The organism is Streptomyces hundungensis (genome assembly GCF_003627815.1).
Lineage (GTDB): Bacteria > Actinomycetota > Actinomycetes > Streptomycetales > Streptomycetaceae > Streptomyces > Streptomyces hundungensis_A.
In genome coordinates this window covers 6902849-6913400 of record NZ_CP032698.1, presented here as the reverse complement: position 1 = coordinate 6913400, position 10552 = coordinate 6902849, and the positions used below count along the sequence as shown (strand labels likewise).

Annotated in this window: 12 protein-coding genes; 3 read left to right on the top strand and 9 right to left on the bottom strand. The window is 71.0% G+C overall.

Annotated features, from left to right (window positions below; genetic code table 11):
• Positions 1 to 285: 285 nt before the first annotated feature.
• The 6 genes from cbiE to DWB77_RS30655 all read right to left on the bottom strand — a co-directional run bounded on the left by cbiE (position 286) and on the right by DWB77_RS30655 (position 6150).
• Entirely contained in the window at positions 286 to 1500 is a 1215-nt protein-coding gene (gene cbiE / locus DWB77_RS30680; RefSeq protein ID WP_120725107.1) for a precorrin-6y C5,15-methyltransferase (decarboxylating) subunit CbiE, read from the bottom strand.
• A gap of 155 nt (positions 1501 to 1655) precedes the next feature.
• Positions 1656 to 2312, bottom strand: coding sequence for a GNAT family N-acetyltransferase (locus tag DWB77_RS30675; RefSeq protein WP_120725105.1), 657 nt, complete (start codon positions 2310 to 2312; stop codon positions 1656 to 1658).
• A 184-nt stretch (positions 2313 to 2496) separates the two neighbouring features.
• Positions 2497 to 3348, bottom strand: a complete 852-nt coding sequence (locus DWB77_RS30670; RefSeq protein WP_120725103.1) for a MetQ/NlpA family ABC transporter substrate-binding protein — start codon at positions 3346 to 3348, stop codon at positions 2497 to 2499.
• 69 nt (positions 3349 to 3417) lie between these two features.
• Entirely contained in the window at positions 3418 to 4086 is a 669-nt protein-coding gene (locus DWB77_RS30665) for a methionine ABC transporter permease (protein WP_120725101.1), read from the bottom strand.
• Positions 4083 to 5138, bottom strand: a complete 1056-nt coding sequence (locus DWB77_RS30660) for a methionine ABC transporter ATP-binding protein (RefSeq protein ID WP_120725099.1) — start codon at positions 5136 to 5138, stop codon at positions 4083 to 4085. The genes DWB77_RS30665 and DWB77_RS30660 overlap by 4 nt, the downstream gene beginning before the upstream one ends.
• A 364-nt stretch (positions 5139 to 5502) precedes the next feature.
• Positions 5503 to 6150 (bottom strand): HAD-IA family hydrolase, encoded by a 648-nt coding sequence (locus tag DWB77_RS30655; RefSeq protein ID WP_120725097.1) that lies wholly within the window; start codon positions 6148 to 6150, stop codon positions 5503 to 5505.
• A 71-nt stretch (positions 6151 to 6221) separates the two neighbouring features.
• On the opposite strand from DWB77_RS30655, the gene DWB77_RS30650 reads away from it, so the two are divergent.
• Positions 6222 to 6581, top strand: a complete 360-nt coding sequence (locus DWB77_RS30650; protein WP_120725095.1) for a hypothetical protein — start codon at positions 6222 to 6224, stop codon at positions 6579 to 6581.
• A 2-nt stretch (positions 6582 to 6583) separates the two neighbouring features.
• The gene (locus DWB77_RS30645) at positions 6584 to 7000 is read left to right on the top strand and encodes a hypothetical protein (protein WP_246033686.1); all 417 of its coding nucleotides are present in this window, start codon (positions 6584 to 6586) and stop codon (positions 6998 to 7000) included.
• A 3-nt stretch (positions 7001 to 7003) separates the two neighbouring features.
• On the opposite strand, the gene DWB77_RS30640 is transcribed toward DWB77_RS30645, so the two are convergent.
• The 3 genes from DWB77_RS30640 to DWB77_RS30630 form a co-directional block, all read right to left on the bottom strand.
• On the bottom strand, positions 7004 to 7507 hold the full coding sequence (locus DWB77_RS30640; protein WP_120725093.1) for a GNAT family N-acetyltransferase: 504 nt from the start codon (positions 7505 to 7507) through the stop codon (positions 7004 to 7006).
• Positions 7508 to 7543: 36 nt separating this feature from the next.
• The gene (locus DWB77_RS30635) at positions 7544 to 8047 is read right to left on the bottom strand and encodes a sigma factor (protein ID WP_120725091.1); all 504 of its coding nucleotides are present in this window, start codon (positions 8045 to 8047) and stop codon (positions 7544 to 7546) included.
• Between the two features lie 83 nt (positions 8048 to 8130).
• Entirely contained in the window at positions 8131 to 9288 is a 1158-nt protein-coding gene (locus tag DWB77_RS30630) for a glycerophosphodiester phosphodiesterase (protein ID WP_120725089.1), read from the bottom strand.
• A 333-nt stretch (positions 9289 to 9621) separates the two neighbouring features.
• Between DWB77_RS30630 and DWB77_RS30625 the strand changes: the two genes are divergently transcribed.
• Positions 9622 to 10242, top strand: a complete 621-nt coding sequence (locus DWB77_RS30625) for a lysophospholipid acyltransferase family protein (RefSeq protein WP_246033685.1) — start codon at positions 9622 to 9624, stop codon at positions 10240 to 10242.
• The last annotated feature ends 310 nt before the right edge of the window (positions 10243 to 10552 follow it).

Genomic DNA, 10552 nt, shown 5'->3' with positions numbered 1-10552 from the left:
TCACGTCACGCGCGCGGCACCCGTCGCTCGCGACGAGTGCGCCGCGGTGGCGAGCTGCCCGCAGGCATCAACGACACCATGCATTGTCGCGGGCCTCCGCCGCCGTGGCGGTCCATCTCGGCCACGGACCGTGTGGGCTGCGCCACGTTGCGCGTCCCCCGGATGTGCCGTACCGCCGACGGTGCCAAAGGGGGCCCCTTTTCCGGCCTTTGACGAGGTGAGCGCCGAACGGCCGGGTGCGGTACAACGATCGGCCAGCCTACCCCCCGCGACGCGCCGGAGGAGTCACGGGGATCTTTCTTTCCGCCTTCCGGAGAGCAGGAAGGCGACCGCGCGTTCGCGCTCCGTCCAGGCGCTCGTGTCGAGGTCGACCGATTGCAGCAGCGCGCACTCGACGTCGTACCCGCCGGCGCTCAGCGCCGCTCCCACGGCCTCCGCCTCGTCCCGGGTGGCCGCGTGCGTCACGATGCGCTCCGGCCTGCGGTCGGCGCACGCCTCCACGACGGCGGCGCCGCCTCCTCCGACGCGTACGACATCGGGTTCGGGCAGCGACTCCAGGACGTGCGGGGCCCTGCCGTGGACGGCCTGGACCTGGACGCCGAAGCGGCGGGCGGTGGACTCGGTACGCGAGCAGGCCTCCGCGTCGGCGTCGACGGCGATGACGGCGGCGCCGAACCGGGCCGCCTCCGCGGACAGGGCGCCGCTGCCGCAGCCGATGTCCCAGACGAGGTCGCCGACGCGCGGCCCGAGCCGGGCGAGTTGGGCGGCGCGCAGTTCGGTGGACTCCCCCGGGCCGAGCCCAGCGCCGTACTCGCGGTCGGGCAGCGCCCAGCCGCGCGGGGCGGAGGGATAGCCGGGGGCGGGTCCGGCGAGCCAGCCGTCGCCCTCGGTGGCGGGGCCGCCGCCGAGGACGATGACCACGTTGGGGTCGCGCCAGGCGTGGTCGGCGGCGTTCTCGGAGGTGAGGACGGTGACCTGTTCGCGGTCGCTGCCGAGTTCCTCGCAGATGACGAACGTGCGGTGGACGCCTTCGAGGAGCAGCGCGAGTTCGGCGGGTCCGGCGCCCGGCGAGGTGAGGACGGCGACCTTGCCGTGGGCGCGGCAGACGTTGACGGCGCGGCGCAGGGTGCGGGGGTGGGCGACGACGATCCGGGCGTCGTCCCAGGGCATCCCGGCGCGGGCGAAGGCTCCGGCGACGGACGGGACGGCGGGCACGACCTCGACCTCGAGCCCGTGCTCGGGGTCCCTGAGGGTGCGCACCACGCCGAAGAATCCGGGGTCGCCGTCGGCGAGGACGACCGCGCTGCCGCGGTGGCCGGCGATGCGGCGGGCGGCCAGGCCCACGCTGCCGAGGCGGATGCGCTCGGCGCCGGGCGGTACTTCGGGGAGTGCGAGGTGGTGGGCGGCGCCGGCCACCAGGGTGGCCGCGGAGAGGGCGGAGGTGGCCGCGGGGGTGAGGGGCGAGCCGTCCCAGCCGATCACCGTGACGCGGTCGGCCATCTTCGTCAGACTCCAGGTGTGGTCGCGGGGCGGCGGAGGTGCCGGGGTACGGAACGAGGGTAGTCGGGGACGGTCCATACGGGCCTCGCGGCCGTCAGCGGTGGGCCGGTTCCCGACGTGCGCGGGTGGATCGGCTCCCGGCGTGCCCGGGTGGATCAGTTCCAGTCGGTGTAGGAGGCGTAACCGGCGTCCGCGAGCTGGTCGGCGATTCCGTCCAGGTCCTCCGGGAGCAGGCTCCACACGATGAGGTCGGTGCGGATGTCCGTCCAGCCGCCGTCCTCGGTCTGCGTACGCGCTATCCAGGCGTTGCGCAGCACGCCCTCGCTGATGCAGCCGATCTTCTGGGCGACCTGCTGGGAGGCGGTGTTGTCGGCGGCGGTGCGCAGTTCCAGGCGCTCGAACCGCTGGTCCCTGAACAGCCATTGCGCGGTGGCGAGCACGGCCTCTGTGGCATAGCCCTCGCCGCGCGCCCAGGGCGCCACGACATAGCCGACCTCGGTGGCCAGGGTGCGCCAGTTGGTGTTCTGGAGGTGGACGATGCCGACGAGGCGCTGGGTGAGGAACTCGGTGACCGCCAGAACGATTCCTCGGCCCTCGGTGCGCTCGCGCGGGGCGATGTGGCGGACCCAGTCGTCGGCGTCGCGGGCCGTGTAGGGGTGGGGCACCGCGGTCCAGGCGACGACCTGCTCGTCGTTCATCATCTCGATGAGCGCGGGGCTGTCGGCATCCTCGAAGGGGCGCAGCACCAGGCGGTCCGTGCTGATGGAGATGTCCGGGAACACCGGAAAGGGGGTAGTCATGTGCCGCTCCATGCCGTGGACCGCCGTGGGGACCTCGGGGCCCCTGGGGCCCGCGTGGCCCGTCAACCGATAAGGACCGTAAAGGCACAGCATGCAGCATCGGGCCGTCCGCGCGCATGGCCGGGTGGCCGTGGCGACGAAGGCCCCGGACACCTGACGGGGTGTCCGGGGCGTTCGTCCGGCCTTGCGGGGAGCGCTACTTGGCGGCGCCGAACGCGGGGACGACGGAGCCCGCGTACTTGTCGGTGATGAACTTCTTCACCTCGTCGGAGTTCAGGAGCTTCGCGAGCTTCTGGACGCGCGGGTCGTTCTCGTTGCCCTGCTTGACGGCGAGGAAGTTGGCGTAGGGATTGTTCTCCGCCTTCTCCAGGGCGAGGGCGTCCTTGGCCGGCTTGAGGTCGGCCTCGATGGCGTAGTTGCCGTTGATGACGGCGGCGTCCACGTCGTTCAGGGCGCGGGGCAGCGTGGCGGCCTCCAGCTCCTTGAACTTCAGGCCCTTGCTGTCCTTGATGTCGGAGAGCTTGGCGCCGGAGCCGGCCCCGTCCTTCAGGGTGATCAGGCCGTTGGTGGCGAGGAGTTGGAGGGCGCGGCCCTCGTTGGTGGTGTCGTTGGGGACGGCGACCGTCTGGCCGGAGGTGAGGTCCTTGAGCGACTTGACCTTGTGCGAGTAGAGGCCGAGCGGCTCCAGCTCCACGTTGACGACGGGCACGATGTGGGTGCTGTTCTTCTTGTTGAAGTCGTCGAGGTAGGGCTTGTGCTGGAAGAAGTTGGCGTCGACCTGGCCCTGCTCGGTGGCGGTGTTCGGCAGGACGTAGTCGGTGAACTCCTTCACCTCCAGCTTGAGTCCGGCCTTGGCCGCCAGGTTGTCCTTGACGTACTTCAGGATGTCGGCGTGCGGGGTCGGGGACGCCGCGACGACGAGCGCCTTGGACTCGTCGGCCTTGCCGCCGGCCGTCTTCGGGTCGGAGGAGGAGCCGCAGGCGGTGAGGCCGACGGCGAGCGCGGCGGTGACGACGGCGACAGCGGTGATCTTGGTGTTCTTACGCACGAAAAGTGCCTCTTTCCGGTGGTGCGGTGTGACGCCCGGACAAGGAGTGCGGGCCGTTGGGGAGAAGGGTCAGGAGGTCCGGCCGCGGCGGGCGAGCAGGCGTACCACGCCGTCGCCGAGCAGCTGGATCACGGTGACGATGGCGATCAGGACGGCCACCGTGATGAGCATGAAGTTGGTCTCGAAGCGCTGGTATCCGTAGGTGATGGCGACCGAGCCGAGACCGCCGCCGCCGACCGCGCCGGCCAGCGCGGAGTAGCTGACGAGGGTGATCACGGTGGTGGTGATCGCGGAGACGAGCGAGGGCAGCGCCTGCGGGAGCAGCACCTTCCACACGATGGTGGGAATGCCGCCGCCCATCGACTGGACGGCCTCGACGAGCCCGTGGTCGACCTCGCGCACGGCCGTCTCCACGAGCCGCGCGAAGAACGGGACGGCGCCGATGGAGAGCGGCACGATCATCGCGCTGGGGCCGATGAAGGTGCCGACGAGCCAGGTGGTGAAGGGGATCAGGGCGATCAGCAGGATGATGAAGGGCAGCGAGCGGCCGATGTTCACGATCACGCCGATGACCTTGTTCACCGGGCGGTTCTGGAGCAGGCCGCCGGTGTCGGTGAGCACGAGCAGCACACCGAGCGGCAGCCCGAGCCCGATGGTCACCAGGGTCGCCCAGAGCACCATGTAGAGGCTGTCGTACGTGCCCTGCGACAGCAGCGGCTGCATTTCCGACCAGCTCACTTGGCACCTTCCTCGACCAGGTCGAGCGCCTGGCTGTCGTTGGGGACGCTTGTGTCCACGACGTCCACCTGGAGGCCCTGCTCGCGCAGGAAGCCGACGGGGACGACGTTCTCCTCGTAGCGGCCGGGCAGTTCGATCCGCATCCGGCCGATCTGCTTGCCGGCGACCGTGTCCATGGCCGCGCCGAGGATCGAGATGTCGATGTTGTACGTCCGCGACAGCTGGGAGATGACCGGCTGGGTGGCGGCCTCGCCGTGGAAGGTGACGTCGATGACGGTGCGCTCGGGGCCGGTGGCCTCGCCGGTCACCGGGAAGAGTTCGGCGGCGAGTTCGGAGCCGGGGGTGGCGAGCAGTTCGTTCACCGTGCCGGACTCGATGACGCGTCCCGCGCGCATGAGCGCGGCCGAGTCGCAGACCGTCTTGACGACGTCCATCTCGTGCGTGATGAGCAGGACGGTGAGGCCGAGCTGCTGGTTGAGGTCGCGCAGGAGCTGGAGGATCGAGCGGGTGGTCTCGGGGTCGAGGGCGCTGGTCGCCTCGTCCGAGAGCAGCACCTTCGGGTCTCCGGCCAGGGCGCGGGCGATGCCGACGCGCTGCTTCTGGCCGCCGGAGAGCTGGGCGGGGTAGGCCTTGGCCTTGTCGGCGAGGCCGACCAGGTCGAGCAGTTCCAGGGCCTTGCGGGAGCGCTCCTTGCCGGAGATCCCGAGGATCTCCAGGGGCAGCTCGACGTTGTCCTGCACGGTGCGCGAGGACAGCAGGTTGAAGTGCTGGAAGACCATGCCGATGCGCGAGCGTGCCCGGCGCAGGTCCTTGCCGGCCCGTCGGCCGCGGCCGGCGAGCGCGGTCAGGTCGATGCCGTCGACGGTCACCGTGCCGGAGGTGGGGCGCTCCAGGAGGTTGACGCAGCGGATGAGGGAGGACTTGCCGGCACCGCTCTGGCCGATGACGCCGTACACCTCGCCCTCGCGCACATGCAGGTCGACGCCGTCGAGCGCGGTGACATCTCGTCCGCGCGACTGGTAGACCTTGGTCAGGCCCGTTGTGGTGATCACAGGTTTTCCGTCACTGTCGAGTGCGCGGCGCGGGGTGGGCCGGGCACGGGGCAAACGTGTTCGGGACGCGGCTCGGCCTCATCGGTGGATACCGGGGGCACGGTGCGCGGGGCAGGCCGATCCGTAGCTCGTGGTACGGAGACGGGCGCGGCCGACGTGGTCTCGCTTCGGGGCGCGAGGCTCAGGCGGGGGCCCTCAGAAGGCGCACATTCGACACAGACAACGAGCACCGGGCGTCGTGATCGCCTCGGTCGCAAGGGTGCGGCTGCTCGTCGTGGTCATGGCGCAAGTAAAGCAGAACCGGTCAGGAAGCAATCAGGGATGTCCGAATACCGGACATCCCTGGACCGCCCTGTGGACGGTCTCACTCCGCCGTGGTGATCTCCACTCCCCCGGCCGTGACCAGCGCGGAGACGGCCGACAGGTCCTTCACCACCACGTCGGCGACGAGCTCGTCGGCCCGGTGCGTTGTGGTCAAGGCCACGGTGGTCATGCCCGCGGCCCGGCCGGCCGCGAGCCCCGCCGGTGCGTCCTCGAACACCACGCAGCGGGCCGGATCCGCGCCGAGTCGGGCGGCCGCGAGCAGGAAGGGCTCGGGGTCGGGCTTGCCCCGGGTGATGTCGTCGGCCGAGACCAGGTGCTTGGAGCGGATGCCGGCCTCGCCGAGCCGGGCCTCGCCGAGCCTGCGGGTGGCGGAGGTGACCACCGCCCAGCGGTCCGCGGGGATCGAGGCGAGCAGTTCGAGGGTGCCGGGCAGCGCCACCACTCCCCCGGTGACGTCCTCCACCTCCAGCTGCTCGATCCGGGCGAGCGCGGCCGGTACGGCGTCGGCGGGCAGCAGGTCGGCGACTATCTCGGCGGCGGGGCGGCCGTGCAGCTCCACGCGGGCGAAGTCCTCGGCGGTGATCCCGTACTCCTTCGCCCACCGCGTCCAGCAGCGGGTGACGGAGTCGAGGGACGAGACGAGCGTTCCGTCGTTGTCGAACAGGAGGGCTTCGGCGTGGATCTTCATGCTTCCCGAGCCTACGGGCGGGGGTGGGGGTGAGCGCATCGGGCCTTTCGGCCCGTAATACCCTCGACCCCATGCTCGATGCCCTGACGATCGCGGTCACCACCGCCGCGCTCGCCCTCGCCGCCTGGTGCGGACTGGCCGCCTACCGGGACCAGGCCACCAAGGACTGGCACTTCATCGGCATGGCCGTGGTCGCCGTCCTCGCGCTGGCCCAGCTGGTCGTCGGGCTCGTTCAGCTCGGCCGCGGCGAGCGGCCCGAACAGGGCGTCGCGATCTTCGTCGCCTATCTGGCAGGAGCGTTCGCGGCCGTCCCGGCGGCGGGCTTCCTCTCGCTCTCCGAGCGGACCAAGTGGGGCTCGGTGACCGTGTCCGCGGGCGCCGTGGTGCTCGCCGTGCTCGAAGTGCGTCTCTACGACATCTGGGGAGGCTGACCGTGACCGAGTCCGCCACTGACACCACGCCCGCCGATCAGCTCGGCTCCGGGCCCGGCCGGGTACTCGTCTGGTTCTACGGGGTGTTCACCGTGGCCGCGGCGTCCCGCTCGATCGTCCAGATGATCATGGACTTCGGCAAGGCCCCGCTGGCGTACGTGCTGTCCGCGATCGCGGCCTGCGTCTACGGGTTCATCACGTACTCGCTGGTGCGCGGTGGCGAGAAGGCCCGCCGGGCGGCGCTGGTGTGCTGCGCGGCGGAGCTCCTCTTCGTCCTGGTCGTCGGCACCTGGACCCTGGCGGACGCCTCCGCCTTCCCCGACGCGACGGTCTGGTCGGACTACGGCATGGGCTATCTCTTCATCCCGGTGGTCCTGCCGGTCCTCGGCATGCTGTGGCTCAGGCGCGCCAAGCGCTGACGCTCACGCGCTGGCCGCGAACTCCGCGGCCGCCGCGTCCTTTTCGAGGGTGATCAGCGAGAGCCGCGCGCTCACGGCCTCGGTGGCCACGGTCGCGTATCCGTGTCTGCGGCAGAGGCGCAGGTTCGACTCGCTGCGATGGCCGCTGAACAGCCGGAACCGCTTGGCGTCGAGTTCGGCCGCGCAGTGGGCCTCGATGGCGTTGAGGAGCCGGCCGCCCAGGCCGTGCCCCTGCATCCGGGGGTGCACGATCAGCTTGTCGATGCGGCCGGTGCCGGACGCGTCCACGCGACCCCGTACCGAGGCCACGATCTCGTCGCCGAGCCGGGCCACCAGGGCGTATCCGGTGGAGAGTTCGGCCCGCAGCTCTTCCAGGGTCTGGGTCAGGGGCTGGATCGAGTAGTCGCCGTAGAGCTCGGCCTCGCGCTGATAGCACAGGAATTGCAGCTTCAGTATCTGCTCGGCATCCTGTGCGCCGGCCGCAGAGATGGTCACGCTCATGCCCATGTGTGCATGCCTCTCGCTCAACTGGTCCCCGATTGTCTACCGCTCCTTTCCCCCGTGTTCAGGAGCGGCAACCTCCGCCGCCAGCATTCTGCGCAGGCATCCCAGGCAACGGGAACGCATCGGCCCCAGGCTGCCCTGTGAGATATCCAACTCCCCTGCGATTTCCCGGTAGGTGGGGTCCTCGGGCGAGAGCAGCGCGGTCAGCAGCCGGGGGCAGTTGCCCGGGGTGCGGCCGACCGCGGCGCGCAGGGTGCGGCGCCGCTCGGCGGTGAGGGCGGAGAGTTCGGGCCCCGGCGCCGGGTCGGCGGCGGGCGCGCTGCCGTAGGGGCTCTCCCGGCGGCGCACCCGGCGGGCCCGGCGTGCCTCGGCCCGTACGGCGGTGCGCACCCAGCGCGCCGGGACCGTCGCGCCGGAGGGTCGCTGTTCCAACAGCCTGAGCCAGACGGCCTGTTCGAGGTCGGCGGCGTCGACCCCGGTGCCGGCCGCCTCCGCGGCGGCCTCGGCGGCGAGGAGCGGGCTGAGCTCTGTGACGAGATCCATGCCGGGCGGGACGCGCCCGTCGCGCCGACCGGTTTCCGCGACGGGCACTTCTCACTCGTACGGGGACGCAGGGCGCCCCGCGGTCAGCGCGCGCGGAAGTCGGCCGCGGCGAGCAGCGCGGTGTCCGCGTTGTCGGAGAACACCGCGTCGATACCGGTGGCGAAGTACGTCCTGAAGGCGCCGAAGGCGTCGCCGTAGGCGTTGGGGTCGGTGCCGCGGCGGAAGTCGGCGGGCAGGAAGGTGTTCTCGTTGCGCATCGTGTAGGGGTGCAGGATCAGCCCGTGCGCGTGCGCGTCGCGGACGAGGGTGGTCGGCCGGGTCAGCCTGCCCGCCGCGTCCTTGGGGATGATCAGGTCGAGGGTGGGGCCGATGCCCTGGGCGTACGAGGCGATCCACCTCAGGCCGGCGGGCTTGACCAGGTCGTCGACGGTACGGGGGTCGCCGCTGACCACGAAGTCCCAGGGCTTGGTGCCCGCGTTGGAAAGCAGCACCACCGAGGGAGTGTCGACCAGCTTCGCCAGGCGCTGGATGCTGCTGGGCTCGAAGGACTGGAGGAACTGCGGGGAGTCGGCGCGGTGGCGTCCGTAGCGGCGCAGCAGCGAGGCGAGCCGGTCCTCCAGGGGCAGCCCGATGCCACGGAAATAGGTGGGGTGCTTGGTCTCGGTGTGCAGCCATATCCGGCGGCCCAGGCGCCGGCCCTGCTCCTGCGCCCAGCGCAGCACCTCTTCGAAGGTGGGGACGTCCCAGCGGCCGTCGTAGAGCGTGTTGCGCTGGCGGTTGGCCGGGATGCGCTCCTTGGCGCGCAGCGTCTTGAGCTCGGCGAGGGTGAAGTCCTCGGTGAACCAGCCCGTGAGGGAGACCCCGTCGATGCTCTTGGTGGTCTTCCGGGAGGCGAACTCGGGGTGGTCCGCGACATCGGTCGTGGCCGTGATGTCGTTCTCGTGGCGGCACACCAGATGCCCGTCCTTGGTGGGCACCACGTCCTGCTCGATGACGTGCGCCCCCAGGTCGAGGGCGTGCTGGTAGGAGCCGAAGGTGTGCTCCGGGCGGTAACCGGCGGTCCCCCGGTGCCCGATGACGTACGGGACGGGAAGGTCGCGGTAGCCGGGCTCCCGGCCGTGGCGCTCGGCGGCCGAAGCCGGTGCGCCCGCGAACCCGGTGGCCGCGGTGGCGAACACGGCGGCGCCCGCCGCCCCCAGCACGCTGCGCCGTCCGGGGCTCATCCGCTCACCCTCAGTCATGAACACTCCTCAGTCATCAGGTCCCGCGCGCGTTCCCGCACGCCGGTCACGCTTTGTCCCGCACCTGCCAGGGCGAGGAGTCGAGCGTAGGCAAAGGGAGCTGAAGAAAGGGATGCTTTGGGGGTACCCGGAGGCCAACGCGGGCGGAAGTCGGCGCGAACACATGTCAACAGCGCGTATCCACTTCGTGAACCCGATGTGCGATCAGAGGTGACCCGCGAGTATCGTCCTCACCTGCACACATCCCACCCACCCAGACCCCAGACGACCCCGGAGGGCCCGTTGTCCCGCTTCGCGCTCATCAAGGCAGTGCTCGGACCGATCATGCGCCTGATGTTCCGCCCACAGGTGGAAGGCGCCGAGAACATTCCGGGCACCGGTCCAGTGATCCTCGCCGGCAACCACGTGACGTTCATCGACTCGATCGTGCTGCCCATCGTGTGCGACCGGCAGGTCTCCTTCATCGGCAAGGACGAGTACGTCACCGGCAAGGGTCTCAAGGGTCGCCTCATGGCGTGGTTCTTCACCGGGGTCGGGATGATCCCGGTCGACCGGGACGGCGCCAACGGTGGTGTGGCGGCGCTGATGACCGGCCGCCGCGTCCTGGAGAACGGCCAGATGTTCGGCATCTACCCGGAGGGCACCCGCTCCCCCGACGGCCGCCTCTACCGCGGCCGCACGGGCGTCGCCCGCCTCACCCTGATGACGGGTGCGCCGGTCGTGCCGTTCGCGATGATCGGCACGGACAAGTTGCAGCCGGGCGGTGCGGGGATGCCGCGGCCCGGCAAGGTGACGGTGCGGTTCGGGGAGCCGATGGAGTTCTCGCGCTACGAGGGCATGGACCGGGACCGCTATGTGCTGCGGGCCGTCACGGATTCGGTGATGGCGGAGGTCATGCGGCTGTCCGGGCAGGAGTACGTAGACATGTACGCCACGAAGGCCAAGGCGGCGTAAACCCTGCGGGGCACACCCCAACCCCCAGCACGCCCCGGGGACTTGCTCCCCCAGCCCTGCCAGGGGCGCGGGGAACTGCGCGACCAGCCACACACGACCCGCGGACGAAAGCGGGTTCAGGGGCGCGGGGAACTGCGCGACCAGCCACGCACGGCCCGCGGATGAAACGGGGTTAGGGGCGCGGGGAACTGCGCGAACGGCCCCCGCGGACCCGCACCCGAACCATCAGCCTCCCAGGGCGCAGCCCAATGCGTTGTCGTCTGCGGACCGTGGCGGGCTGGCCGCGCAGTTCCCCGCGCCCCCAAAGGGC

Bases quoted from the DNA above. Each gene is read 5' to 3' on its own strand.
- DWB77_RS30630 (WP_120725089.1), bottom strand. From the start codon at position 9,288: ATGACTGAGGGTGAGCGGATGAGCCCCGGACGGCGCAGCGTGCTGGGG.
- DWB77_RS30640 (WP_120725093.1), bottom strand. From the start codon at position 7,507: ATGGGCATGAGCGTGACCATCTCTGCGGCCGGCGCACAGGATGCCGAG.
- DWB77_RS30675 (WP_120725105.1), bottom strand. From the start codon at position 2,312: ATGGAGCGGCACATGACTACCCCCTTTCCGGTGTTCCCGGACATCTCC.
- cbiE (WP_120725107.1), bottom strand. From the start codon at position 1,500: ATGGCCGACCGCGTCACGGTGATCGGCTGGGACGGCTCGCCCCTCACC.
- DWB77_RS30625 (WP_246033685.1), top strand. From the start codon at position 9,622: ATGTTCCGCCCACAGGTGGAAGGCGCCGAGAACATTCCGGGCACCGGT.
- DWB77_RS30650 (WP_120725095.1), top strand. From the start codon at position 6,222: ATGCTCGATGCCCTGACGATCGCGGTCACCACCGCCGCGCTCGCCCTC.
- DWB77_RS30635 (WP_120725091.1), bottom strand. From the start codon at position 8,047: ATGGATCTCGTCACAGAGCTCAGCCCGCTCCTCGCCGCCGAGGCCGCC.
- DWB77_RS30655 (WP_120725097.1), bottom strand. From the start codon at position 6,150: ATGAAGATCCACGCCGAAGCCCTCCTGTTCGACAACGACGGAACGCTC.